Genomic DNA, 24,979 nt, shown 5'->3' with positions numbered 1-24,979 from the left:
TGACGTGCTTGAGCAGGCAGACGGTGTTATTGACTTGAAAAGTACACAAATCGCGGTTCCCGCTATATATTCCCTAAGGGCCTGGGCATGCCTTGTCCCAGTTGAAGGAAAAATTTCAGAGGAAATCAAGCGCGCCAATGCGACTCACTCTCAGGCAATTACAAATATTTCTCGCAGTCGCGCAAGAAGGCAGCACCAGCGCCGCCGCCAATATGGTTGCCTTGTCGCAGTCCGCGACCAGTGCCGCCTTGAACGAACTGGAGGGGCTGTTGAATATTCAATTATTCGATCGCGTCGGCAAGCGGCTTTTGCTCAACGATAACGGGCGCCTGATGTTGCCGCAAGTGCGGCAGATACTCGATTCGGCCATGAGCCTGGAGCAACAGTTCGCACCCTCGACGGGAACGACAGGCAACGGCATGCGGATAGGTGCGAGTACTACGATTGGCAGCTACCTGTTACCGAAAATGCTGGCCGGTTCCATTTACAGGAGCGCAAATCACTATCCCCGCGTGACGATCGCCAACACGGAGAATATTGCGGCGGCAGTCAGCAATTTCGAGGTAGATATCGGACTGATTGAAGGCCCCAGTCATGCGCCGGACCTGGAAGTAGAGCCGTGGATACGCGATGAGCTGATTCTGGTAGCGGCGCCGACGCATCCGCTTGTCGCCGGCAATCCGGCGGGCAGGATTTCCTTAAAATCACTCCGTGAGGCGGGTTGGCTAATGCGGGAACCGGGGTCGGGCACGCGCGAAACCGTCGAGCAGGCCCTGTTGCCGCATCTGCATTCACTCCACACCGTTTGTGAATTCGGGAATTCGGAAGCGATCAAGTATGCGGCGGCGGAAGGCTTGGGGCTGGCCTGCCTGTCGCGCTGTGTGGTTAGCGACATCATCGAAATGGGGCGATTGGTCGAGCTAAAGACGATGCTGCCCGCATTGAGCAGAGGATTCTATCTGGTCTATAGCAAATATAAAATCCTGTCGCCGCGGCTGATTCATTTCCGCCAGTTTTGTCGGGAATGGACCCGTTAAAGGCCGCTTTTGCAGCCGATTCCCGCTAAGTCCGACAGGCTTCCAGACTGCTCGGGATCAACCGGCTCGCACTTCCGTCATGGCGGACCTTGCTGCGAGTCTTACCCAACCTAATCCAGAAGACCGTGCCTATGAACCCTGACCTGCATAACCTCGCCTTGCCCGGCGCGCCCGAAACCTCCAGGTTGTCGCGACGTCGCTTCATGCAGGGAGCGGGCCTGGTCGCGGCAGGGCTGGCCGCGACGCCGCTGGCGAGCCTCGCCGCTTCTGCCAAAGCGCCGGCTGAAGGTGTGACGTTTGCGGATGGTCCGCGCGAATTGGTGGCGTATCCGCAAAAGCGCCCGCTGATCCGCGTCACTACGCGCCCGCCGCATCTCGAAACCCCGTTCGAGGTATTTAATCAGGCTGTCATCACTCCCAACGATGCGTTTTTCGTGCGCTACCATCTGGCCAATATCCCCACGTCGATCGACCCGAAGACCTATCGATTGACTGTTCAGGGACTGGTCAGCAAGCCGCTTAACCTGTCGCTGGCGGAACTCAAAACGCTGGCCGAGCCGGTTGAAATCGTGGCGGTGAATCAGTGCGCGGGAAATAGCCGCGGTTTTTCGTCGCCGCGTGTGTTCGGTGCGCAGCTGGCGCATGGCGCGATGGGCAATGCGCGCTGGGTTGGCGTGCCGCTGAAGGCCGTATTGGAAAAGGCAGGCATCGCCGCCGGTGCGAAGCAGGTCATCTTCAATGGCCTCGACCGGCCGCTGCTGCCCGCCACGTCGGATTTCAGAAAAGCGCTGGATGTCGCGCACGCCTTAAGCCCTGAAGTGCTGCTGGCCTGGAGCATGAACGGACAAGACATCCCGTTTTTGAATGGGTATCCGCTCAAGCTCATCGTTCCCGGTTATTTCGGTACCTACTGGCTCAAGCATCTGTCGGAAATCGCGGTGATCGATCACATTTTCGACGGCCGCGATGCCCTGTTCATGACCAGCGCCTATCGGGTGCCGGAAAACGACTGCCTGTGCGTCGCCCCCGGCACCGCGCCGGACAAGACAAGGGCGATCTCGACCTTGCCGGTGCGCAGTTTCATCACCAGCGTAGCGAACGGTAGCGTCATGCGGGCCGGCGGCATGGTTGAGCTGAAGGGCATCGCGTTCGATAGCGGCGCCGGCCTGAAGAGCGTAGATGTGTCGATCGACGGCGGACGCAGCTGGCGTCCAGCCAGGCTCGGCCCGGATCTGGGCCGCTACTCGTTCCGCGAGTGGCGCCTGGCGGTCAGTTTCGGACGCACAGGCAGCGCTGTGCTCCAGGTCCGTGCCAGCAACAATCGGGACGAAGTACAGCCAGCCATCGCCGACTGGAATCCAGGCGGCTACCGGCGCCACGCCATCGAGTCGTATCACGTGACCATTGCCTGAGGAAAATATTGATAACTCATACCTGCGCCGGCTTCTTGCTGGCCGCCATGGCGATGCTGGCGCAGGCTGCGCCAGACGTCGGTAAGCTGCCCCCGGAAACCGCGAAATTGAAAATTTCTGCGTTGCCCGGTTATATGATCGCCATGCAAAAATGTGCGATATGTCATTCTGCCGACTACATACGATATCAAGCGCCCGGCATGACGCTGAGCCAATGGACGGGTGAGGTCGGCAAGATGCAGCATCTGTATGGCGCATCCCTTAGCGCTGACGATGTCAAAAAAGTAGGCGCCTATCTGGCAGTTGCTTACGGCAGCGCCAGGCAAGGCGAGTTGCCGGCAGACCTCAAGATCGCTGCGCTGCCCAAACCGGGGTCCCGTGCCAGCGCACCGGCCACGGCTTTGGCGGCGGCTAACAGCGTCGATACCAAAGCACTTCTGACGGCGAACAACTGCCTGAGTTGCCATGCCATCGACAAGAAAATCGTGGGGCCGGCGTATCGTGATGTGGCACGCAAGTATCGCGCCGATCCGCAGGCCGTCAGCAAGCTGGAAGCCACCATCCGCAACGGCAGCTCGGGGAAATGGGGGGCAGTCCCGATGCCGCCGTATGCCCAGCTGCAACCGGCAGAGGTGCGCGCTCTGGCTGAATTTGTTTTGAAGCAGTGAAATGCGCCGCTGTCCGCATGCGCCTGGGCTGAACCGGTGCATAGCAGTACCAGGATGCCGGACGCCATATAGTAGGTAAAAACCGGTACGGGCATGCCGAACTTCACGCTATCGACATCAAGTTTCTTCATCGTCATACCTCAGGTTCATCGCAAGACGCAGAATGTGCGCCACCGGTTCGAACAGTTCGGGCGAGATATAACTTCCCACCTCGGTTTGCGCAGCCAGCGCGCGCGCGACGCCGATGTTTTCTACCACCGGAATCTGCGCTTCCTCTGCGAGACGGACGATATGCAGCGCGACTTCAGCGCGGCCGACTTCAATGACCTGCGGCAGCGGCGTGGCGCCGGGCTGGTAGTACAGGCAAACCGCCAGGTGGGTGGGATTGCGGACTACAGCGGTAGACCTGGCGACATTGGCGGCGAGACTGCCGCTTTGAATCTCGCGGTGGACTTCCTTGCGCTTTTGCTTGATGTCCGGGTTGCCCTCGGCGTTTTTGTACTCTTGTTTGATGTCATCGATCGACATCATCAATTGCTGCGTTGTGTGGTGGCGCTGGAAGGAAAAATCGGCGATGCCGAAGACGATATAGAACCCGATCAATGCCGCCCACATCCAGAATAGAAGCTGGGTACTGACGCGCATGCCGCAGGCGACGTCGCACAGGGGCAAAAACTGGAGCGACGGGCTGTATTGCCGGATCAGGTAGAAAAAAATCAAGGACAATATCACTACCTTGAAAACCGATTTCGACAACTCAAACAGGCTGCGCATCGAAAACATCTGCTTGAGATTCGCCAGCGGATTGAGTTTGTCCAGCGACGGCTGCATGGCTTCCGTCGCCAGCAGCGGTCCGATCTGGGAGAGGACGGCGACCACAGTCATCACTATCACCAGCGCGGCCATGCCGCCGACGAAGCGCAGGACGATGCCGCAGAAGGTTCCGATCAATTGATTGAGCGCGCTTGCCAGGTCCTGGTTGATGACATTGATGGAGACATCGATCATCGCCTGCAGGCTCTGGAACAAATGGGGGCCTTCGAACATGAAATAGCCAAGCAAAACCGCCAGTTGCACTCCGCTCGTGATTTCAACGCTCTTTGCGACCTGTCCTTTGTTGCGGGCATCGCGCAATTTCTTCGCGGTCGGTTTTTCGCTCTTTTCGCTCATCGCAGCAGTTCCAGTAGTGCCTGGGCATGCCGCGTAAACTGCGCGGTCCGCTCAAGCAGGCCGCCAAAAGCGAAATTCAGGCACATGATCAGCATCAGCAAGGCAAACGCGCTCTTGATCGGCATAGCCAGGAAGAACACATTCAACTGCTGTGCCGACCGGTTAATCAGACCAAGTGCCATATCGACCAGCAGAATCACGACGATGGCAGGCATCGAAAAACGCAGACACAGGTCGTACATGAGCTGCCATTGCCGTGATAGAAACGCGAGAAATCCCGGGCCGAAGCGGAGCGCTGTGCCGGGCGGCAGCGTGGCATACGAGTGATAGATTGCAGCAATAAGTTCGTTGAATCCGCCCGTGACCAGAAACAGAACGCTGAAAACCTGGGCAAACAGGATGCCGAACAGCGATGACTGTTGTCCGAGCAGAGGATTGAGGACACTCGCCATCGATGCGCCGCGTAGCGTGTCGATCAGAAAGCCTGCCATGTCCAGCGCCCAGAACGGAATGGCGGCGCAGAAACCTATCATCAGACCGATGCCGAGCTCGCCCGCCGCAATCATGATGCAGCGCCACGCAGTGTCGGCGCCGGCAAGGGCGGACCATTCCCCGTACAGAGGCAATACCGGCAAGGCGATCATCAATACGAGCGCATTGCGTATCAGGGAACCGCCAAGGTGCGCCGCGTTGAAGAGCGGCATGAGCAGCATGACGCCGAGCGGGCGCAGCATACACATGCCAAGTACCGGCAGCCATTGCATCCACTGTTCCACGTCAGTGCCGCATCTGACTGATCTGGTCGAACGTCAGGCCCGCATAGTTGAGCAAGACATCGCCCATCCAGTGATAAGTACCGGCCAGGGTGACGGCCACGGCCAATAGCTTGATAAGAAACTGGACAGTCTGGTCTTGCATCTGTGTCAACGCTTGCAGCAGGCTGACCAGAATGCCGACGATGGAAGCGACGACCACCACGGGTAACGACAATAGCAGCACGAGCCACATCATTTGCGTGGCGAGCTGGGTGATCATGGCTTCGCTCATGGTTGCGACAGTCCCGGCTGGATCAGGCAAACGACAGGACGAGTTGTCCCAGCAGTTTTTCCCAACCGTTCAACAGGACGAAGACAAGCAGCTTGAGCGGCATCGAGATCGTCATCGGGGACACCATCATCATCCCCATCGCCAGCAGCACGTTGGAAACGATCAGATCAATCGCGACGAATGGCAGGTGCAGCAACAGGCCGATCTTGAAAGCCTCGATGAGCTGACTGACGGTGAAAGCGGGCATCAGAACCAGCAGCGAATTGTCCGGAATCCGGCTTCGGTATTTTTCCGGCCAGGTGGTATGGCCGATGTCGGCAAAAAATTGCACTTGCTCGGGTGTGGTGTTGCGCTCCAGAAACGCGCGATACGGCGTCAGAATGCCCGCTTCGACCTGCTGAAAGAACGCCGTCGATTCTATTTTCACCGGGTTGGCCGCAAGATTGTCCTGAATCGCCAATCCAACCGGCGCCATGATGAACAGTGTGAGGATCAAGGCCAGGCCATACAGCGCGATGTTGGGCGGGATCTGTTGGATGCCCAGCGCATTGCGTAACAGGGAAAAGACCACGACAAGTTTCAGAAACGACGTGCCCAGCACCACAAACAGCGGCAGGATCGAGAGGGCAAACAGCAAAACAATCAGTTGCAGCGGCTGGTCTAGCAGGGCCATGGGCGAATTCCGGAAAGTGCGTCAACCTCGGCAGTATTCGGATTTTTGCGGGAACTGCCCATCGGGCCAATACCTGAGCTGTCAGCTGAGGCTTTCGATCCTGACCGCCAGCCGGCCGTCGATGTCAAGCAGCGTGCCGCGTGCGATACGGCGGCCGCCGACTTTGAGTGTGACGAGGCCATCTGTGTGAGTGGCACCGGACAGCACGTCGCCGGCTTTGATATTTGCCAGTTCGCTCAGTGCGACCTCGAGCGTTGCCACTTCGACGACGATGGCGAGCAGCGCGTCCTGGGTGGCTGGCGTCGTTATTCCCGGGGGGGCAGGGCTCAGGTCGAGCCAGTCATTGAAGTCATCCTTGAACTCATCCATTACATTCTCGATTCGATAAGTGCCGTCCGCGTCGGAATACAGGTGAGCGAGCGGCTGATGCATGAAAAGACCGAATTCTCCGTTGGCGACTGGATAGGCATGGTGCAGTAATAGCGCATCGCCCGTCTTCAGGCGCTGCACCAGCGCTGCACCGAGCAGGCTCCAACCGGCAATCAGTGCAACCGGGATCCGTATCTCCTGGGTATTTTCCGTCTCGATGGGCAGCAGATAGTCCGTCAGCGTATCAAGCCACGCCAGCGGGGCGTCGAGCAGGCGTGCATCGAGCCGGCGTCCTGCTTGCTCGAAACGGAGGCACCAATCCGCAGCCGGCGCGAGGTAGTCACGCTCGATCTGTTTGCCTGACGGCCATGTCAAGTCGCAGGCGTCAAGACACGCACCTGCGCTGGCGAGCGTCCAGGCCGCCAGAATCTCTTGGAGCTCGGCGGGAATCATGGCCCAGCCGGGTGCTGCCAGCATGGGTGCGATCCAGCCGCACCACTGGGTTTCGTCCAGCCACAAACGCAGCGGTTTATCTTCCAACGTTGCAGACAGGATGAGTCCGTCGCCGCCGGCCCGGCGGTAGCTCAGCGTCAAGCCGCCATGCTCTGCCGTCATGCAGCGACCGTTGCCGACCTTGCGCAACAGCCGGCCGGCCGCCTCACTCAGCCGTGGAATCTGCATGCAACAGCTCCAATGACACCGGACGATCGAATTGCTGCGCTAACGCGGACGCCAGCTGTTTGCGATCTCCTACGATGCGCTCGAAGTGCTGCAGGTCGCGTACTGTCACGCGCAGCGACAGCGCTTCACCGTGGGTCCGGGCTTCGATTTCCAAATCCGCGAGAGGGCCGTTGATTAAACGAAAATGGAGTACCTCCAGCGTGGCCCGGCCTGAGCGGGTCCGGATCGCGACACCGTGCGCCGCTGCAGCCTGGCACGTGCCATGACGGCCTGCGCTGCCGACCGCATGAGGATTCTTCTGCACCGAGGCGCGTGGAACCGATCGGGGCGGCGCGGATTGCGCAGGCATGGCAACTCCACATGGCGGGGTCGGTTCGCTTAACAGGGCCGCGAAGCGCCGATAGGCATCTTGATCGGATTCGCGCTGCTTGGTACCGCTGTCGGCACGGCTTGCGGCATGGCGCTGGCCGGTATTCAGAATATGCATGCCTTACTCCATAAGGGTTTTGAATTTTTCCTGTTCCACCAATGCCTGGCGCAACAATCGTTGTTGCTCGGCTCTGTCGGTTTGCAGCTGAACCCACTCGGCTTGTAATGCATCGACCAGGCTGAGAATGTGCTGATCCAGCTGGTAGTAGCCGGCCAATTCGGCTTTGAGTACCTGCCATGCGGAATGATCGAGTACTTGTTGCGCTACCCCGCAATGGCGCCATCTGTCTAACAGCTGCTGGCGTTGCAGCATCAGTTTGTTTTTTTTGTCCAGCAACGCCGATTCCTGCCGGCCCAGCCTGGCTAGCGCCGCGCGGATGCTGCGCACGTGCCGTACCTTGATGGAGAGTAGCGTCGTCAGGGTTGTTGTTCGACTGTTTTCCATAGCCATTGGGTGGTTTCTTCAAAATCATTTTTCTCCGTTACCGATTGGCACAAGAACTGACGGATTGCTTCTTTCCGGAAGAGCGCCTCGTCGGCTTCGTCATCCTGGCCTTCCTGGTATTCACCGATGCGAACCAATAGTTCGATTTCCTGGTAGACCGCCAGCAAGCGGCGCAAGCGGCCTGCCTGACGGCGATGATTCTCATCGACGATCCGCCCCATGACGCGACTCACGCTGGCCCCGATGTCGATCGCCGGATAGTGATTGGCCTCGGCCAGCTTGCGCGATAACACGATATGACCGTCCAGAATCGAACGGACTTCATCCGCTACCGGTTCGTTTGGATTGTCGCCTTCGACCAGCACGGTATAGATGCCGGTGATGCTGCCGCTTTGTGCCTGCCCGGCCCGTTCCAGCAGGCGCGGCAGGCGGGCAAAGAAACTGGGCGGATAACCGCCCGCCGCCGCCGGTTCTCCGGCGGCCAGGCCGATTTCCCGCGAGGCGCGGGCAAAGCGGGTCAGGGAATCCATCATCAGCAGCACGTGCTTGCCCTGATCCCGGAAATACTCGCTGATCGTGGTGGCGGCATACGCTGCCTTGAGCCGTTCCAGCGCAGGGCGGTCGGATGTGGAGACAACCACGACCGTGCGCGCACGCGCCTCTTTGGAAAGCGTGTGATCCAGAAACTCGCGCACTTCGCGTCCACGCTCGCCGATGAATGCGAGCACGATGACGTCGGCCAGACTGCCGTCGCACATCATGCCGAGCAGCGTACTTTTGCCGCCGCCTGTCGCCGCGAAGATGCCGATACGCTGGCCGCGTCCACACGTCAATATCCCATCGATCGCCCGCACCCCAAGCGGGAGAGGGGTATCGATCAATTGGCGCGTGAGCGGATTCGGGGCGTTGCGTTCCAGACTCCGGTATTCGCATTGCGTGGGCAGGGCAAGGTCGTCGAGCGGCCGTCCCATGCCATCGACGACGCGACCGAGCAAAAAGGAGCCCAGCGCAATCCGGTGCGGCCGGCCGAGTGCGCACACCCGGCTGCCGACCGTTACGCCAATTGGCTCGGAGAAGGGTGACAGGAGCGCAAAGTCGCCCTGTACGGAAACCACCTCGGCTTCAATCCCGGAAGGTTCGAGACGGCATGACTCCGACAGGCCGACGCCGGGTAGCGAGGCCCGCAACAAGGTGGGGCCTATTTCGGTGACACGGCCACACACGGATTCACCCGGTGCCATGCCGCCGTTGGCCACAGCCTGGGCCGGGGCCAGCCGCTGCCTGAGCAGGGTCGCGATGGTGGCGCTATCGGGGGCGCGCATGCTAGCTTGCGCCGATCAAATCGACATTGCCCATCACGCGCAACTCGGACTCGTCTCCGATTTCCTGAAAAGACAACACATTCAGGCAGAAGAACTCGCGTTCGATGATCTTGCGCAGGAAACGGCGGACGTCGATCGCGGTGATCAGTACGGTCTTGCGCAGTTCGCTATTGCCGACCGTGGCGCGGATGCACTCGACGATTGCCTGGTTGTGCTCCGCTTCCAGCGCCGAATACGATCCGGCCGACGTCTGGCGGATGGCTTCGCGAATCAAGCCTTCGATGCTGTCCCCGACCATCCATCCGCTGATCCAGGGCTGACCGGCCCGATAGCGCGTGACGATATGACGGCGCAGGCCCATGCGGACATACTCGACCAGCATCACCGGATCTTTCTCGCGCGGCGCCCATTCGATCAAGGCTTCAAACACACTGCGCAGATCGCGGATGGAAACGCCTTCCCCGGCCAGGCGCTGCAAGACGTCGGCGATACGTCCGATCGGCAGCTGACGCTGCACTTCCTTGACCAGTTCGGCATATTTGCTTTCCATCGCATTCATCAGGAAGCGGGTTTCCTGCACGCCGATGAATTCGGCGGCATAGCGGTCGATGACAATCGACAGGCAATGGACGATCCTGGACTCGTCGTGATACAGCGTCACGCCGGGCGCCGCGTGGGTGTCGTGCATGGCGGCATCCAGCCATTGCAGGCGCAGGCCGCCGAACGGCAGCTCGACCGTTTGCGCGGCTTGCGGCAGCGGCGCCGATACGACATCCGCAAGCGCCATCCGGTCCGGTATCGAGATAGCCAGCACAGGCTCTTGATAGAGCAGTATCTGGAGCGAACCGCTAGCGAGCGTACTATCTTTTTGTAAATGTATTTCCGGTAATGGAATGCCGAGCTGTTCGAATTTCTGCCGGCGTAACGCGTCGAATTGTGCCGGCAGCCCAGCGCAGCGTGCGAGATCGTCGGACAGCCGGATCATCAATGGCACAGCGCCCGGCGTCATCGACAAGGCCTGGCCGGCATCGCTGCCGGTTTCCGCGCCATGCGGATCACTCCCCATTTGCGCGGACGCGAGGCGGCGTTTCTTGACCCGCCACGCTGCGCCGAATACCAGCGCTGCAAGCAGAATGAAATAGATCGCCGGAAAGCCTGGAATTAGCGCAAACACGAGTAGGACACCGGCTGCCAGCATCAATGCCTGAGGCTGCCTGCCAATTTGTTCGGTCAGGTCGCTGGCGAGATTCTTGCGCTGCTCGCCGGGTACGCGGGTCACGATAATGCCGGCGGTGATCGAAATCAGCAGCGCGGGAATCTGGCTGACCAGGCCGTCGCCGATCGACAGGATAGCGTAGGTCGAGATGGCTACGCTGGCGCTCATCCCATGCATGAAGACACCGACGGCGGTGCCGCCGAAGATATTCACGAGGATGATGACGATGCCGGCGATGGCATCGCCCTTGACGAACTTCATCGCGCCGTCCATGGCGCCATACAACTGGCTTTCTTTCTGCACCAGGCCGCGCAGGCGCCGCGCTTCGTTGGCGTCGATGACGCCGGCACGCATGTCGCCGTCGATGCTCATCTGCTTGCCGGGCATCGCATCCAGGGAGAAGCGTGCGCCAACCTCGGCCACCCGTTCGGAGCCCTTGGTGATGACAATGAACTGCACAATCGTGATGATCGTGAAGACGATAATGCCGACGCCAAGGTTGCCACCCGCCGCGAAGTTGCCGAACGTATACACGATGGCGCCGGCGTCGGCTTGCAGCAGGATCAAACGGGTAGTGCTGATGGTTAGCGCCAGGCGATACAGTGTGGTGATCAGCAGTACTGCCGGGAAGGCGGAAAATTCCAGTGGCTCTTTGACATACAGCGCCATCATCAGCAAGATGATGGAAATCGTCAGATTGATGGCAATCATGCAGTCGGCCAGCCCGGTTGGCAGCGGGACGATCATCATGAAGACGGCGACCAGCAGCATGACGGCAAGTACAATATCCTGCCGGCCGGCCATGATCGCCAGCCATTCCCTGATGCGTTTCATCGTATTTCTCCGGCGCATGTTTCGAGCAGTCGCCGCATCGCCTGGTGGCAAGCGATCCAATCGCCGGTTTCGCTGCCGGGGGCGGGCGCGCAGCTCAAGACCTGATGCTCGCGCAGTGTATAAGCGCGCACCGGCACGCCCGATGTGCGGGCCGGCTGGCATTCGGCGAGCAGTCTTTTCAGCACCTCGATACGGTGCGCCGGCGCAATCGGCCGGCTCACCGACAGCAGTATCCGGCCCTCTGCGTATTCGATATATAGGCGCAAGGGCGGCACGCTGAACTCCATGCGCGGCGCGATCCGGGTAACGGGTAAATCCGATAAGCGCAGGAACTGCTCAAGCCGTCGCTCCGTTTGTAAGTCCATCCGATTCCTTGCAGTGGGTTGCCGTAAGCGGGCTGGCCGGAGCCGCATGCAGTCCAGGGAGTAGCTATGATCTAAAACGACGCTGCTCCGGCCTATAAGGTAAAGACCTGAAAGTGCACGGATCTGGCACGATGCGACCGGAAGTCGGGCTGGCGAGGCTTTAACCTGTCATTTTGAGTTAATGGCATATGCGAAAATTTTGGGAAAGCACACTGACAGGGCGCGTCATCATTACTCTCGGTTGTGGAATCACCGCTTTCTGGTTTTTATCGGAATCCATCATGTTTTATTCGCGCTACTTGCGCAGCATGGAGATCATTCACAATGAATTGGCATGGAAATTGAGCCATGTTGTCGATCTGGAAGACGATCGGTATCGTCAAGCCGAAAAGCAGATACAGACGGTGATGAATTTGTGGAGTTCATTGAAAAGCGGGGCCGTTCTGTCGGTTGCGGTAAAGCATGCCGTATTCCTGCCTTTTGACAAGGTGGCGCCAAACCAGGCGCAAGTTCGGAAGGCGCTCGAGATCATCGAAATTTCCGGCGATCCTGACGACTGCAGTCACGAGGAGGCGTTTCTTTTGTTGCCCGGTCAGGGAATTGTTTTTCACAAGCCGGATTCGCTGGCGCCGGATTACCTGGGGCGCAGGATGCAGGCAGTCCTCGCGTTAACCAAGGTGCCTGCCCGGCATGGATATCATTGGGGAGAGCCATTTCCGGGCGCTTCTAAACACCGCTACGTTTCCGTTGCAGTGATACAGCCCGATACAGGCATCATGGTGGGGAAAAATGTTGAGGTGAAAGAGATTGTGGCACCCAATCATGCACTGCAGGACTCCATCGAGTTTGCGATACAAAGCGATGCCGGTGGACTGCCTGCTTTTAATAAAGGAACTGAAGAAGCCGGTTTTGCATTCAGCGATTTAGCGCATTGCGACCCGACAGTGGCAACGCGTGTCAAGGATTTTTATATTGTTTGCAAGCCGTTAGCGGGACCGCCGTGGCGGATTGTTGCGCGTTACCCTGTCTCTGCGGTGGTGAGTAAGGCCCTGGTATTGTTGCTTGGCACGCTACCCTGGACATTGATGCTGCTGCTGCTGCTGCTCTTGATGATGTTTCTGGTCCTCAGGTTCCAGGTGGGGAGGCCATTGCAACACATGATCGAGATCATTGACAAGTCACGGCTACCCGATTTGAATCACCATCTGCCTGAAAAGCGCAAAGATGAATTGGGCAGGATTGCCAGGGCATATAACCGCTTCCTTATCACCGTCAAGACCCAGTACCGAACACTTGAAAGCAGCGTATGCGAGCGCACGCGCGAGCTGGATGAAGCCAGGTGCATCGCCGAGTTGATGCGTCATCGCAAGCGTGAGCATATTGCGAGCATCAGTCACGAACTCCGTACGCCGCTGGGCGGTATTGTCGGCGCACTCAGTTTGCTTCAGCGCAGCCGGCTCCCGGCGGAGCAACAGGAACTCGTCAGTACAGCGCGCCTGTCATCGGACTATCTGCTTGCCATCATTAACGACTTGCTGGATTTCTCCCATATCGAAGCGGGGCAGCTGGAATTGTCATCCGAGCAAACCGCGCTGCTGCCGCTGCTCGACCAGGCGATGCTCACCATCCACCTCAAGGCGCAAGAGAAGCAGCTGGCGCTACGCACGCTGGTGATGGCCGATGTCCCGAGCAAGATACTGCTGGATCGGATGCGGGTACAGCAGATTCTGATCAATTTACTCGGCAATGCGGTCAAGTTTACCCGGCACGGCCACATCCATCTGCTGGCGGAACTGCGCGGCGGCATGCTGGCCATCACGGTCGAGGATTCCGGTACAGGCATCCCTGAAGACGCGCAACGCGACATTTTCAGGCCATTCACGCAGGTGCGTTCCCATGAGAGTGGCAATGGTCTTGGCCTCGCGATTGCATCCCGGCTGGCCAAGCTGATGGGGGGCGGGATTCTGCTGGACAGCCAGGTTGGCGTGGGCTCGCGTTTCACGTTGTTATTGCCAGTGCGCAGCCCATCTTGCGCCGTGCAGAAATTTGCCGGCGCACTGCTTGCTCCGCCTGCGCTGCACAGGCAGTTGCGCATCTGGGGGATTGCCCCCGACGCCGGCGCCAATCCGCGTCTTGACGCAGCAGAGCTGGTTTACCTGCCCGGCAGATTGTGGCAACGGGTAGCGGCACTGCTCCACGACGAACCAGTCGAAGACCAGATCATGCCAGTGGCGACTTGCCCATGGATGCTCAAAATCCTGCTGGTCGACGACGTCGCAGTTAACCGCGCTATCGTCGGCAAAATGTTGCGTGAGCTTGGCCAGCAGGTGGAGACTGCGGGGTCCGGTCAGGAGGCGTTGCAGCTTGGCCGTCAACATGTATTCGATCTGGTCCTGATGGATGTCCGGATGCCCGGGATGGATGGCATGGAAACCACGCAGCGCTGGCGTGATCCGGGCTGCGGCATGCTCGATCAGGACACGCCGATTATTGCGCTGACAGCGAATGCGATGCCGGCGGAATCCGAGCGGGTGAAGGCGGCCGGCATGAACGGTATCGTGACCAAGCCGGTCGGCCTGGAGCAATTGATGAAGGCGATTGCGTCGGCCGCTTCACTGCAACTGGTGCGCGGCGTCGACCTGGCGCCGAATCAGGCCTTGCAGAAACCCTTGCTCAACCTCGCCGACACTGATATTCGCGACCAATTACACGCAACCTTCATGTCGCTGTTTGAAAGCATAGCCGCGGCCTGGCGGTCGCACGAGCGCGCTGCGCTGACGGATCTCCTGCACGTCTTGAAAGGCTGTGCCGGGCAAGGAGGAGTGGAACGGGTGGGGGATGCAACCGAGCAGCTGGAAGTCCTGCTGCAACAAGGAGGTTGGCCCGGCCCGGAGGATATTGACAAGCTGGGCAAGCTGCTGACGACCGAGGGCGGGGCTTAGCGGTCGTGGTCAGTGTATTCCTAGCCGAACCGCCCAATTGGCCAATCCCGCTGCGTTATGTGCATCCAGTTTGCGCATCAGGTTCAGGCGATGCGTTTCTACCGTCTTGATCGAAATCTTCAGGCTTTCGGCGATGTCCCGGTTGCGCTGGCCTTCTGCGATAAGCTTGAGTACCTGACCCTCTCGCATCGTCAGGCGCGTCGGGCCTTCGATGCCTGATCGCTGCGTGATCTGCTCCGCATTGAGCGCAGGGTCAAGGAAAGTTTTACCCATGAGCGCGATCTGCAATGCGGCCAGCAGTGTCTGCTGCGAGCTTTTCTTGAGCACGTAGCCCAGCGCACCGGCCGCCAGCGCATCGCGTGCCCTGTGTTCTGCGGCATCTGCGGTGATCACGACGATAATCAATTCCTGCCAACGCTGTTTCAACTGACGAATGATGTCGATGCCGTCCATGCCCGGCAAGCCCAGGTCCAGCAGAACCAGGTCAGGCATCAGTTGCTGACATGCCTGGTAGGCCTGCAAACCGTCGCAGACCTCTCCCACAATGTGATACGACGGCACCGAGGACAGCAGGCTCTTGATGCCATCGCTCAGCAGCAAATGGTCCTCGACGAGAAGTATCCGGTGCATGGCAGGTACTTCGCGGTTGATTGAAATCATGGGAGTCGATAGCGCTTTCTAGAGGGGGCGAATTACGGCCCTTGATTGTGGCGGAGGAGAGTTCAGGTCATCACCTGATTCACATTATCGGGATTTCTTTTCAAAATACAAGGCTTCATAAAACGATTGATGGCTGATGAAATTGCCTGCTTCTCTTGCCGCCCTGGACTGGGTCACTGTCGGGCAATTCAATGGCGGACGCTGGATGTTGGCGCTGGCCGGCACACCCGGCTGGTGCCGGGAATACGCGCAGGGTATCTGCGTCGCCGTGGCGCTCGGCCTGGCGTCGATCAACGATGCGTGGCTGCTGCGCACCTGCCTCTGGCTGGCGTCGCTGCGCAGCAGTCTGGATGACAGCCTGTTGCTGGAGAACGGCGCGCTATGGCTGGTGCGGCGCCATGCGCATCAGATTTCATCGGTCGAATTAGAGGCATCCCTGGGTCAGCAGTTAGCTGTCGCAGGTTGGCTCGCCACGCATGGCAGCCCTGCCAAAGACACTATTGCACCAAACAATTTGGGGAAATGGGTATGAAAGGGAAGCCCTTTCATTTGGCGGCGGGTCTGGTTGCGCTCACGCTGACAACAACTGCGCTCGCGGCGATCGGATGGAAGCAGAGCGCCCCTTTTTTCCTGTCCACGCGCGGCAGCAAGCTGGCCGACGTGCTGCGCGACCTGGGAGCGAACTACAACATCCCCGTGATTGTCAGCAAACATGTGGATGAAGCGTTCATCGGTACGGTGCGCCGGATGGCGCCGGAGCAGGCGCTCGACCATCTGGCGCGACTGTACAAGCTGGCCTGGTACTACGATGGACAAGCGATTTATATCTACAAGGCACAGGAAGTCGGCCACCAACTGATTACACCGGCCTACTTGCCGGTGGCGACTTTGATGGGTCAATTGCGCGACACCGGTTTGCTGGATCGGCGCTACTGCCGGGTGCGTGCGGTAGCGGTATCGAATGCGATGGAAGTGCATGGCGTACCGGCCTGCATCGAACGGGTTGCTGAGCTGGCCAGGCGCATTGACGAACAGACGCTCAAACATGAACAGAATCAGGAAATCATCCGGTTTTTTCCACTGAAATACGCGACTGCGGTCGACAGCAGTTATAGCTACCGCAAGCAACAGGTGCCGATACCGGGCGTGGTTTCGGTGCTCAAGGAAATGGCGCAGGGGCGCACCTTGCCGTTGAAAGAGCCGCAGCAGCCGGCGGCTGACCGCAGCTTGCCCATGTTCTCTGCCGATCCGCGCCAAAACGCGGTGATCGTGCGCGACCGCAAGATCAACATGCCGCTGTATGCCGACCTGATTGCGCAGTTCGACCTTAGGCCGACACTGGTCGAAGTGTCGGTGACCATCATTGACGTCAATTCGGAAGATCTCGGCGCGCTCGGGGTTGACTGGTCAGCGTCGGCGCGCATTGGCGGCGGCGCGGTGAGTTTCAACAGCGGCGCGCAAGCCCCCGACAATTTTTCGACGGTGATTGCGAACACCGGCTATTTCATGCTGCGTCTGAATGCCCTTGAGCAAAATGCCAAGGCGCAAATTCTTTCTCGTCCGTCGGTGGTCACCCTGAATAACACGCAAGCGGTGCTGGACCGCAACATCACGTTCTATACCAAGCTGCTGGCCGAGAAAGTGGCGAAACTCGAAACGATTTCGACCGGCTCGCTATTGCGCATTACACCGCGTCTGATCGGCGCGGGCGAACAGGCGGAAATCATGTTGACACTGACCATCCAGGATGGGCGGCAAGCGAATGCGATCAGCCCGCAGGAGCCATTGCCCCAAACGCTGAACTCTGAAATCTCGACCCAGGCTTTGTTGAAGGCCGGGCAAAGTTTGCTGTTGGGCGGTTTTGTGCAGGATGAGCAAAGCGAGGCGGAGCGGAAAATTCCGCTGTTGGGCGATATCCCGGTGTTAGGCAAGCTGTTTAGTTCGACCCGGAAAAACAGCAGGCGTATCGTCCGGCTGTTTCTGATCAAGGCCGAACCTTCGGCCCAATTGTGACGCGGTGCTGATGGATTTTCTGTTCAAACTGAAATGGCTAAGCGGTCCGCTGGCAGGCCGTGAACTCGCTCTGCCGCCCGGTGAAATTCGCCTGGGCGGCGTCGATCCCGATATTGCCGTGGCGCTCGAACAAGGGGCCTCGACGGTGCTCTCCATCACCCCCGCAGGGGTGACAGCCGCGCCGCCGGTGCCGGCCTGGGCCGACGGTCATCCATGGGACCCGGCGCAACCGTTTCCTTTGGGAGTCGTGCTTGACCTGGCCGGTCAGGCATTCGTGCTGGGAGAGCCTGACGCCGCACTGCCTGCGCTTGCCGTTCCTTCCCGCAGCGCAGCGCCTGGCACACGCATACGCTACTGGCCGCTTGCGCTTGGCTGCGGCGGGCTGGCGTGCGGCGGCGTATTGGCAGTGGTACTGCTGATCGGGCAAGCACCGACCGTGGTTAGACCTTTTGACGTAGCGGCATGGCTTTCCGCGCAACTGAGCGACCCGGCCTTCGCCGGGTTGCGGGCCGAACGCGACGGGCAAGGGGGTGTGATACTCAAGGGGCTCTGCGTGTCATCGCAGGCGATAGAGACATTCCGAACCCATCTGCGCGACCAGGGGTTGCTTTTTCGCGATGAAAGCGTAGGTGCCGATACCTTGCGCAAGCAGGTGCATAACGTACTGGAGTTGAACGGCTATCGCGATGTCGAAGTGATCGGCGGCGCTACCCTCGATACGGTCGAGATCCGCGGCGCCATCCTGGCCGATGCCAGCTGGCTGCATACAACTGAACAGCTGCGTGCGATCAAGGCCCTGCACAGTTGGCAGGTCATGAATGACCGGGCCGGGCTATTTGACAAACTGGTCGGCATGCTGAGGCGGCGATCCCTGCTGGAAGGGCTCGGTATTTCGGTTTCCGGCAAGGAACTGCTGGTCAGCGGGCAACTGGATGCGCGGCGCGCGCAAGCGCTTGCAGCGGTCATTGCCGCGTTCAACGAAGACGGTCCGCCACGCTTGAAGGCCCGCTTTCAAAACATTCCGCCTGCTGCGCCGACAGCAGACATCTTGCCGGGAGCAATTGTCAGTCTCGGCGGAAATGCCGACTCCATCTATGTCGAGCTTGCCAATGGCATGCGCCTGCAGCAGGGCAGCATGCTGCCGAGCGGCTACGTGATCGATGCGCTGAGCACCTCTTCGATGGCGCTGGTCAAGGGACAGCGTCTGATTTCAATCCGGCTCAACTTATAACTGATAGAGATAATTGAATGGCCCGCATTACTCATTTAGAAGATGCCTTGTATCGGGATAAGCAAGGTGTGTTGCGGCATGCCCTGCTGGCAAGTTTGCAAACTGGACAGCAACAGCTGCGCCGGCAAATGCAGCTTCCCAATACCTTGGAAAGCCGTCAGATGATAACGCTGCAGCTTGACGCCTGCATCCAGGCTGCGCACGTGATTGCGACGCTTTGGCGGCGCTATCACGGGGAATGAATAGACCTGTTCGATTCGATTGGGAAGGTGCATGACTTTGCCACCAGTTGGCTCTGGGTTTACAATCACGACCGGCCCAACACGGCCATTGGTGGCATCACGGCTAAACAGCGATTGGCGATTGCCACTTGGAGCCTCTACTTTTAGCGCGTTCTAAAAATGGGTGGATTGTCGCCAACGCAAAGCAGGACGACGACCGATTTCCGGTGCCGTCCGGGTTCTCAATCGTCATGTATCTATTACACTTCCCACGGATTGATGACGGATACACCGGCCGCCTCATAGGGGGCAGTATCACGTGACGCCACGATGAAACCCCGCGAGGCCGCAATCGCGGCGATGTAGCCGTCAGGTGTTGGGAATCCTCGGCCGCGGGTCTTTGCCGTCACGGCCAGATCGGCATAGCGCCGAGCTGCATCAATGTCGAATGGCAACACCCGATCCCTGAACAACCCCATCAGACCGTCAAGGGCTTGTGCCAGCATGTCTTTGCGCTTACCGACAGGGAGCGCTGCGATACCAAATAACAGTTCGGCCAGCGTCACGCTGGACAAGTACAGTGTTTCGGCGGCTTGATCGTTCAGCCAGGCTCGCACAGACAGGTGCGGCTCTGGCTTCATCGCTTCGGAAACGACATTGGTATCGAGGACGATCATTCAAACCTCAGCGGTTCGGCCGGCGTCTGGTCACTCAACTGGTCGAAGACCTCGAAATCCTCGTTTGTCAAACCGATCTTACGACCCAATGCAGCGAGGGCGTCACCCACGCGAACACGCGTCTCTGGTTTGACCGCGTTCGCCAGAATCTCGCGGACCTCGGCCTCGGTACTGTGCCCATGCAGAGCAGCCCGCACCCGTAAAGCGCGATGCACGTCGTCGGGCAGATTGCGTACTGTTAGCATTGCCATAGCATCACCTCATAAAAATGCCTTCTTCGCATTCATTGTAATAATTTGAATGCATTTCCGCAAGGAGCACCGTCATGTCGCAAAACAGTGTTTTACTACATGCCTCAACAAGCATGTCATTTTCAGAAGACGAATGCACGGACTGTCAAAACTGGTCTGCACTACCAATGCAGATACGGACCTTAGTAGCTGGCATCTATCGCGGAAAGCTTGGAAGGCCTGGCTTAATAATTAATGGCGGCCCACTGTGGACGGTCAGCTGACATCTCACGGAACCTGGTCAGCCAGGTTTTCCAGGTATTCGGAAAAAGCCGACAAAATCGTTGTGCGCTGATCGGTATCGTCGAAGCAATCGTCGGGAAGCAACTTGACAAGGTCTGCCATGCGCCGAGCGAAACCGTGTCGCATATCTTGATCCTGTACCAGGCGGTCGGTCCGGCCGGACAGCCAATCCGGGTAGACCCACGGCTGCTGAGTGATTTCCAGCAATTCCTCCAAAACCTTGTCGCCGTCCAGATCCGGAATGGGGAGCGACCGGGCTACACGGTTGCAGTGATCCTCCATGCCGAGAAACTGGAGAACGCGTTTCAGGTCGGAGATCAGCGCGGCAAGGTGCAGATCAACCGCGCCGCCATTGGCGGAAAGTTCAAAAGCCAGCGCCCGGATCAGTGTCTTGAGCTTGCGTTTGCGGTCCCGCAATGTGCGGAATTGCGTAAACCAATGCATCAGGCCGGGCTGCCGTGTCGCCGCGCGTTGATACAGCCGTCTGAGGTCGGCCAGGCCACTCTTGGCGGTCACGCCGAACTCAAGACGGCTGAATAGCTGCAAGGTCCATTCCTCATCGTCCATCACCGCGTCCAGGGCGTCTTCCAGGCGCTGGCGGCGCGCGCGCGTCAAGCCTTCCTGGGCGAGCAGCGAGGCGAGCAGCAGCGCCATTTCACCCGCATCCAGACCGCGCTCTCGCAGTGCTGCGCCAAGGTCGCCCATCTCTTCGAAGCCGGCACCGCGTCGATACAAGTCCTCTAGCCGGGAGGCTGGTACGGCAATCTGCCTGATCTGCCTGATCAGCCTATGCAGCAGCGCGCGCGGTCGTGCGCGATCCGCATTTTCTTTAACGTTCCGGCTTCTTCCCCGCACCTGGGAACTGAGCGTGAATCCCATGTTTTCTACGGTTTCGGCAAATGCAGCGCTAGACTCCCTTGCGATGGGGAAGGGCATCACGTCAATCCCGGACGCGTCCAGTCCGAGTTCGCTCTGGGCCAGTTCCAGCACGGACTGCGCCGGGAATACCTGAGTGGCGGGAGTTTTAGCTAGCGCTGGCGTGTCCTGGATGACGGCCTGCGGTTTAACCGCGGACGGCTCAATTTTATTGATCATGACATTGGATTTCCGATGGTCCGCGCCTGAGGCGAGACACGATCGATTGAAGATGGACATCAAGGTCAATGTTGAGTGTCACGAGGCGTGTTTCCAGCACGGCCTGCCTAGGTCTCAATGCCTCATCGGCCGTAACGCGCAGGTGTGGCTGGTCGGAAAATTCCTGCTCAATGGCTTGTATTTGCTGCGGCGCAACGCGAATGGTGAATGGCTCGTCCGCGATCAGCTGGGGAATCCGTTTTCGCAAGCGGCGCAGAATGAGATCGGCACTGTCCTGCTCGCCGATAAACTCCTCAAGAACTTGTGCTACCAGTGCGCGGACGCGGGTGTCGAGATGTTCGGCAATCGCGACTTCGAGTTCTCGTTCGGCGATGAGCCACTCGACTGTCTGGTCTACCGTTGTGGCGCGGATTGCTGCGATTTCGCTTTCCGCTTCGGCAATTCCCTGCCGGCGAGCGCTGTCACGAATTCGCACACCGTCCTGTTCGGCTGCTGCCAGTGTCTCCCGGGCTTGCTTGAACAGGCAATCCGCCTCATCGTTTGCCTTCATGAGAACCGTCGATGCATCGAAGTAGCGCACCAGTTCGCCGGCAGGAATCAGCGGGCCGGGCGGCACCGGGCCCGGCAGGCAGGTGATCTGTATTCTCAGTCCGGTCACAGGAAACGTCCAATCTTGATGAGCCAGTCTGCCGCCGGCCCGGGAACCGTGCCGGGCGGATGGTCGGTGGGCGGCAGCAGTATCGACAATGCGGCATGCGCCATGCAGCTGCCGGCATCGCGCCGCCACCAGCCCGTACCTGCGTCGCAAGCCGCCGCCGCCAGCGCATCAGGTCGGAGTGTGGCGGGCCCGGCCTGCCAATCGTGCTGGAGAGCCAGCAACTGATCGCCGCCGCGCTCACCCAGGCACGGCTTGAGGGCACGCCGGTATGGCCCCATCAAAAGATAATCCGGGCAATTCAGCAGCAGCAGGCCGAGCGCCGTGATCAATTGCGGCAGTCGCGGTTCGAGCGCCAGCAGCGCTGCCTGCTGCGGAGCCACCGCGCCTGGCAGCGCTGCGCGCGGAAAGCCGCGCCGCGCGACAATCAGCCGGTCGATGCTGGACCGGCATGCCGGGTAACGCCGATAACTGTCTTGCCATTGCGCCAATTCAAGCGCCGTCCACCAGCCTTCATGCATCCAGGCGCCAGGTTGCCAGGCAAGTTGATGCATGCGCTGAATGCCGTTTGGAATCTCGCCAGGCATCATTGGGGCGAGGGCATCTTCTGGCGCCGCTGACGCAGCGCAAGCGCCGCTGCCGAGATAACGGCGAGACCAGCCAGGATGGCAAGCAGCCAGGTGCGCCAGTCGTGTCGACGCGCTGCCGCCGGCGCTGCCGGTGTCTGGGCCAGGTAGCGATAATCGGCGGCTTGCAGAACGACACTGATGTTTTCGGCGCGCAGATTCGGGATGCCGGTATACACCAGGCGCTTGATGTCAGTCTCGCGGTTGAGCATATTTACGCCGGGGCTATATTTGATGAAGACGGAAGCGGAAGGCGTCGGCGGCTCGCGTCGATTCTGGCTGATGCCTTCGGCGATCGAGACCTGGGCGCTGACTACGCCGTCCATGCCGCGCAACATCTTTTCGAGCAACTGCTCCTTCAGATAGGTAATTTTCGCCTGCTCCTGAGCCGGCGAGGTCACTAACTGGCCGGATGGGAACAGGTCGGCCATCGTTTCGGTCTTCTTGCGGGGCAGCCCATTTTGACGCAGTACTTCGACGGCATCGATGAATTGTGCCTGCTCGACCCTGATGGTGATATTGCCGTCTTTGACCACGCGCTTTTCCGCATCGACCTTGCGCAGCATCAGCAAGGCGAGCATGTGGTTTGCCTCTTCTTCGGGCAGCCCGCTGTACAGATCCACTTTGCAGCCCGCCAGGCAGAGCAGAATCAGCAGCGGCGGCCCGCACCGCCTCACTTTCCGGATCATCCTAGAAACGGTAGTTGGACCGGCAGGAGTGTGCGTTTTTCCGGCTTTCTGGCTAGGCGCGACGACGCGGCAGGGCTTTCCCTGCAAGGAGGAGCAACGACGCCAGGGAGCCGGAAAAATGTGCAATCGTGCCGGTAGCGTGGTCACCCAACAGGGGACTGTATTTATCGAGAAAATATTCAATGCGATCAATACCTTATAGATAGCTTGAAGCGGTCAACTGCCGTTTCTAGGGTTACTGCATGCTCACCAGCTTGTTGATGCCTTGCGCCAGGGAGCCTGCGACCTTGGCCATCAAATCGACTTCGACGATGGCGTGCAGCATCGTCGACTGTGCTGCGAGCATGTCGGTGGGGTTGGTCAGCACCGTCCCGCTTGCGCGTGCATTGGCAATCGCATTTCCTACCTCTTGCGACTTGCTCTGCAGGCTGCCGGCCGCGGTCGCTTCGGGCGATTGCACCGGGTGACCGAACAGGATGCGGGTGAATGCGTCGATCTCAGCCTGACCGGCGGTGGGCAGCGCATACGGTGCAGGTTGGGTTGCAGTCGGTTTGATTGCTTCGATTTCCATTTGAATTCTCCTGGTAGACGGGTGATACGACTGGTGAGCAAAGAGGGGGCGCAGCCAGCCCCGGCTGCACAGTACGCTTGCTGTTGATCAAGCGGCGCAACACTGCGGCCTGCTCCGAGGCATCGCCTTCGAGCAGCGTCGTGGCAGCGTCCGTGCGGCCCAGACCGATTAGCAAGGTGGCGTCGATAATCCGCCGTATCCGGGTATCCGCGATCAGGTACGGCAGCGCCGCCCGGATCGTCTCCGCCTCCTGCCGGAAACCGTGATTGACTGCGGCCAGGCCTGCTTCGGTAATCAGGCGGCAAATGTCTTGGTCGAGCAGGTTCATATTTTCTGGATGATGCCCGCCAACATGTCCTTGACCGCTTTCATGATCGCGCTCTCATAACTGACGAACACCGAATATTGCTGGATGGCGAATTGGGCTTGCAGCATGCGTGCCGGGTCGTTGAGGTCGGCAGCGCCGATTCTCGATTGCACATCATTGCCGGCTTGTTCCACCAATTGCGCGAGCTGATTGTTAATGCTGCCGATATCCATGGCTTGGTTTTCTCCATTTTTAAAATGCAGCAGAGAATTTTCCTGCCGCCGTCAACCTGAATTGCCTGGGGCTGCAAAGAAAGCGTTTGCGAAAACTGCCGGTAAAGTGCCCATGGTTCGAAAACCCGCATTCGAGTGCGACATCCAGCACCCGCATCGGCGTCGACAACAACAGCCCGCGTGCATGGGCCAGTCTGCGTTCGAGCAGCCACTGTTTCGCGGGCCTGCCGTACATTTCCTGGAACAGGATATTGAACTTGCGCAGCGGCATGCCGAACTCCTCCGCCAGCCGCGCGACCGGCCACTGGTTCAGGAAATTGGCTTCGATGAAGTCGCAAAACAGCTTGTCGCCGGACATGCAGTGATGCATCAGCGCGGAAAAATAACGGCGGTCGAGACCCAGGCAATACACATACGCGAAATGCAGGAATGTTGCGGGCGCTGATTTCGCAAGCAGCGCGATCACGCGGATCACGTCGCTTTCCGCTCTGACGAGACGGATCGGGTCTTGCAAGAATACCGTCGGCACCTGCGGGTCCAGCAGATCCACGATCTCCGGATGAAGGCTCTGGAAATCCGCCGCATAAAAATCGAAATACACGCCATCGCCACCCAAGCTGTCATCGCAGACCGTTGTGTCGTTGCCGGTCACCGCCAGGCAATTCGGCGGATAGCGATGGACCTGGCCCTGCGCGCGCACCAGGCCGCCGCACTTGCTGATGATGAGTCTCACTGCTTGCATCGGATTCCGTAGGTCATTGTTTCGACAGGAGACATGATCGCGAAAATACGCAGCATCCGGCATCGGGTGATCACCTGAAGATAGCGCCTGCATCAATCGTTCCGATACGGGTTGCG

The 24,979-nt window shown here is 59.2% G+C and carries 29 protein-coding genes; 8 read left to right on the top strand and 21 right to left on the bottom strand.

All coding sequences use genetic code 11. The features are described 5' to 3' along the window. The first annotated feature begins 137 nt into the window (after positions 1-137). From AC3CHX_RS13215 to AC3CHX_RS13205, 3 genes are all read left to right on the top strand, one after another. Positions 138-1,037 carry a LysR family transcriptional regulator gene (locus AC3CHX_RS13215; RefSeq protein ID WP_488644457.1) on the top strand — a complete coding sequence of 300 codons (900 nt, stop codon included), beginning with the start codon at positions 138-140 and terminating at the stop codon, positions 1,035-1,037. Positions 1,038-1,168: 131 nt separating this feature from the next. Continuing rightward, positions 1,169-2,449 (top strand): SorA family sulfite dehydrogenase catalytic subunit, encoded by a 1,281-nt coding sequence (gene sorA / locus AC3CHX_RS13210; protein ID WP_488644456.1) that lies wholly within the window; start codon positions 1,169-1,171, stop codon positions 2,447-2,449. Positions 2,450-2,457: 8 nt separating this feature from the next. Beyond that, positions 2,458-3,117 carry a c-type cytochrome gene (locus AC3CHX_RS13205; RefSeq protein WP_488644455.1) on the top strand — a complete coding sequence of 220 codons (660 nt, stop codon included), beginning with the start codon at positions 2,458-2,460 and terminating at the stop codon, positions 3,115-3,117. A 117-nt stretch (positions 3,118-3,234) separates the two neighbouring features. Here AC3CHX_RS13205 and AC3CHX_RS13200 read toward each other — a convergent pair whose 3' ends face one another. The 10 genes from AC3CHX_RS13200 to AC3CHX_RS13155 all read right to left on the bottom strand — a co-directional run bounded on the left by AC3CHX_RS13200 (position 3,235) and on the right by AC3CHX_RS13155 (position 11,668). After that, positions 3,235-4,287 carry an EscU/YscU/HrcU family type III secretion system export apparatus switch protein gene (locus AC3CHX_RS13200; RefSeq protein WP_488644454.1) on the bottom strand — a complete coding sequence of 351 codons (1,053 nt, stop codon included), beginning with the start codon at positions 4,285-4,287 and terminating at the stop codon, positions 3,235-3,237. Continuing rightward, the gene (gene sctT / locus AC3CHX_RS13195) at positions 4,284-5,051 is read right to left on the bottom strand and encodes a type III secretion system export apparatus subunit SctT (RefSeq protein WP_488644453.1); all 768 of its coding nucleotides are present in this window, start codon (positions 5,049-5,051) and stop codon (positions 4,284-4,286) included. Before sctT ends, AC3CHX_RS13200 begins: the two co-directional genes overlap by 4 nt. A 13-nt stretch (positions 5,052-5,064) precedes the next feature. Then, on the bottom strand, positions 5,065-5,334 hold the full coding sequence (locus AC3CHX_RS13190) for an EscS/YscS/HrcS family type III secretion system export apparatus protein (RefSeq protein ID WP_488644452.1): 270 nt from the start codon (positions 5,332-5,334) through the stop codon (positions 5,065-5,067). Positions 5,335-5,356: 22 nt separating this feature from the next. Continuing rightward, a complete protein-coding gene (gene sctR / locus AC3CHX_RS13185; protein ID WP_488644451.1) occupies positions 5,357-6,007 on the bottom strand; it encodes a type III secretion system export apparatus subunit SctR in 651 nt (216 codons plus the stop codon). Positions 6,008-6,088: 81 nt separating this feature from the next. Continuing rightward, positions 6,089-7,057 (bottom strand): type III secretion system cytoplasmic ring protein SctQ, encoded by a 969-nt coding sequence (sctQ, locus tag AC3CHX_RS13180; RefSeq protein WP_488644450.1) that lies wholly within the window; start codon positions 7,055-7,057, stop codon positions 6,089-6,091. Beyond that, positions 7,035-7,544: a hypothetical protein gene (locus AC3CHX_RS13175; RefSeq protein WP_488644449.1), complete on the bottom strand. Its 510-nt coding sequence runs from the start codon at positions 7,542-7,544 to the stop codon at positions 7,035-7,037. Before AC3CHX_RS13175 ends, sctQ begins: the two co-directional genes overlap by 23 nt. A gap of 3 nt (positions 7,545-7,547) precedes the next feature. Next, positions 7,548-7,937 carry a hypothetical protein gene (locus AC3CHX_RS13170; RefSeq protein ID WP_488644448.1) on the bottom strand — a complete coding sequence of 130 codons (390 nt, stop codon included), beginning with the start codon at positions 7,935-7,937 and terminating at the stop codon, positions 7,548-7,550. Further along, complete coding sequence (locus tag AC3CHX_RS13165) at positions 7,904-9,253, bottom strand: EscN/YscN/HrcN family type III secretion system ATPase (RefSeq protein ID WP_488644447.1); 1,350 nt, start codon at positions 9,251-9,253, stop codon at positions 7,904-7,906. Before AC3CHX_RS13165 ends, AC3CHX_RS13170 begins: the two co-directional genes overlap by 34 nt. A gap of 1 nt (position 9,254) precedes the next feature. Further along, a complete protein-coding gene (locus AC3CHX_RS13160; protein ID WP_488644446.1) occupies positions 9,255-11,303 on the bottom strand; it encodes an EscV/YscV/HrcV family type III secretion system export apparatus protein in 2,049 nt (682 codons plus the stop codon). Further along, positions 11,300-11,668: a secretion protein gene (locus AC3CHX_RS13155; protein ID WP_488644445.1), complete on the bottom strand. Its 369-nt coding sequence runs from the start codon at positions 11,666-11,668 to the stop codon at positions 11,300-11,302. The genes AC3CHX_RS13160 and AC3CHX_RS13155 overlap by 4 nt, the downstream gene beginning before the upstream one ends. A 188-nt stretch (positions 11,669-11,856) precedes the next feature. Between AC3CHX_RS13155 and AC3CHX_RS13150 the strand changes: the two genes are divergently transcribed. After that, positions 11,857-14,610, top strand: a complete 2,754-nt coding sequence (locus AC3CHX_RS13150) for a two component system sensor kinase (protein ID WP_488644444.1) — start codon at positions 11,857-11,859, stop codon at positions 14,608-14,610. A gap of 9 nt (positions 14,611-14,619) precedes the next feature. Here the strand turns inward: AC3CHX_RS13150 and AC3CHX_RS13145 are convergent, their stop codons facing one another. Beyond that, a complete protein-coding gene (locus tag AC3CHX_RS13145; protein WP_488644443.1) occupies positions 14,620-15,270 on the bottom strand; it encodes a two component system response regulator in 651 nt (216 codons plus the stop codon). Positions 15,271-15,406: 136 nt separating this feature from the next. On the opposite strand from AC3CHX_RS13145, the gene AC3CHX_RS13140 reads away from it, so the two are divergent. The 4 genes from AC3CHX_RS13140 to AC3CHX_RS13125 are packed head-to-tail and all read left to right on the top strand — an operon-like array spanning position 15,407 to position 18,756. Next, positions 15,407-15,802: a hypothetical protein gene (locus AC3CHX_RS13140; RefSeq protein ID WP_488644442.1), complete on the top strand. Its 396-nt coding sequence runs from the start codon at positions 15,407-15,409 to the stop codon at positions 15,800-15,802. After that, positions 15,799-17,283: an EscC/YscC/HrcC family type III secretion system outer membrane ring protein gene (locus AC3CHX_RS13135; protein WP_488644441.1), complete on the top strand. Its 1,485-nt coding sequence runs from the start codon at positions 15,799-15,801 to the stop codon at positions 17,281-17,283. Before AC3CHX_RS13140 ends, AC3CHX_RS13135 begins: the two co-directional genes overlap by 4 nt. A 10-nt stretch (positions 17,284-17,293) precedes the next feature. Then, positions 17,294-18,514, top strand: coding sequence for a type III secretion system inner membrane ring subunit SctD (gene sctD, locus AC3CHX_RS13130; protein ID WP_488644440.1), 1,221 nt, complete (start codon positions 17,294-17,296; stop codon positions 18,512-18,514). Between the two features lie 17 nt (positions 18,515-18,531). Beyond that, positions 18,532-18,756, top strand: coding sequence for an EscE/YscE/SsaE family type III secretion system needle protein co-chaperone (locus AC3CHX_RS13125; protein WP_488644439.1), 225 nt, complete (start codon positions 18,532-18,534; stop codon positions 18,754-18,756). A 239-nt stretch (positions 18,757-18,995) separates the two neighbouring features. On the opposite strand, the gene AC3CHX_RS13120 is transcribed toward AC3CHX_RS13125, so the two are convergent. From AC3CHX_RS13120 to AC3CHX_RS13075, 10 genes are all read right to left on the bottom strand, one after another. Continuing rightward, positions 18,996-19,412 (bottom strand): PIN domain-containing protein, encoded by a 417-nt coding sequence (locus AC3CHX_RS13120; RefSeq protein ID WP_488644438.1) that lies wholly within the window; start codon positions 19,410-19,412, stop codon positions 18,996-18,998. Next, positions 19,409-19,663 carry a FitA-like ribbon-helix-helix domain-containing protein gene (locus AC3CHX_RS13115; RefSeq protein ID WP_488644437.1) on the bottom strand — a complete coding sequence of 85 codons (255 nt, stop codon included), beginning with the start codon at positions 19,661-19,663 and terminating at the stop codon, positions 19,409-19,411. Before AC3CHX_RS13115 ends, AC3CHX_RS13120 begins: the two co-directional genes overlap by 4 nt. Before the next feature lie 267 nt (positions 19,664-19,930). Beyond that, the gene (gene sctW / locus AC3CHX_RS13110; protein ID WP_488644436.1) at positions 19,931-21,040 is read right to left on the bottom strand and encodes a type III secretion system gatekeeper subunit SctW; all 1,110 of its coding nucleotides are present in this window, start codon (positions 21,038-21,040) and stop codon (positions 19,931-19,933) included. Beyond that, on the bottom strand, positions 21,030-21,698 hold the full coding sequence (locus AC3CHX_RS13105) for a FliH/SctL family protein (RefSeq protein WP_488644435.1): 669 nt from the start codon (positions 21,696-21,698) through the stop codon (positions 21,030-21,032). Before AC3CHX_RS13105 ends, sctW begins: the two co-directional genes overlap by 11 nt. Then, positions 21,695-22,285 (bottom strand): type III secretion system domain-containing protein, encoded by a 591-nt coding sequence (locus AC3CHX_RS13100; RefSeq protein ID WP_488644434.1) that lies wholly within the window; start codon positions 22,283-22,285, stop codon positions 21,695-21,697. Before AC3CHX_RS13100 ends, AC3CHX_RS13105 begins: the two co-directional genes overlap by 4 nt. Beyond that, positions 22,282-23,010, bottom strand: a complete 729-nt coding sequence (gene sctJ, locus AC3CHX_RS13095) for a type III secretion system inner membrane ring lipoprotein SctJ (RefSeq protein ID WP_488644433.1) — start codon at positions 23,008-23,010, stop codon at positions 22,282-22,284. Before sctJ ends, AC3CHX_RS13100 begins: the two co-directional genes overlap by 4 nt. A gap of 235 nt (positions 23,011-23,245) precedes the next feature. Continuing rightward, the gene (gene sctI / locus AC3CHX_RS13090) at positions 23,246-23,581 is read right to left on the bottom strand and encodes a type III secretion system inner rod subunit SctI (protein WP_488644432.1); all 336 of its coding nucleotides are present in this window, start codon (positions 23,579-23,581) and stop codon (positions 23,246-23,248) included. Further along, on the bottom strand, positions 23,508-23,909 hold the full coding sequence (locus AC3CHX_RS13085) for an EscG/YscG/SsaH family type III secretion system needle protein co-chaperone (RefSeq protein WP_488644431.1): 402 nt from the start codon (positions 23,907-23,909) through the stop codon (positions 23,508-23,510). The genes sctI and AC3CHX_RS13085 overlap by 74 nt, the downstream gene beginning before the upstream one ends. Further along, complete coding sequence (gene sctF / locus AC3CHX_RS13080; RefSeq protein WP_488644430.1) at positions 23,906-24,121, bottom strand: type III secretion system needle filament subunit SctF; 216 nt, start codon at positions 24,119-24,121, stop codon at positions 23,906-23,908. The genes AC3CHX_RS13085 and sctF overlap by 4 nt, the downstream gene beginning before the upstream one ends. Before the next feature lie 19 nt (positions 24,122-24,140). Then, positions 24,141-24,863, bottom strand: coding sequence for a helix-turn-helix transcriptional regulator (locus AC3CHX_RS13075; protein ID WP_488644429.1), 723 nt, complete (start codon positions 24,861-24,863; stop codon positions 24,141-24,143). Positions 24,864-24,979 lie beyond the last annotated feature (116 nt).

Source organism: Glaciimonas sp. OK215, from assembly GCF_057787885.1.
Note: the sequence above shows the minus strand (reverse complement) of the source record. Positions and strands in the feature narration are given on the sequence as shown.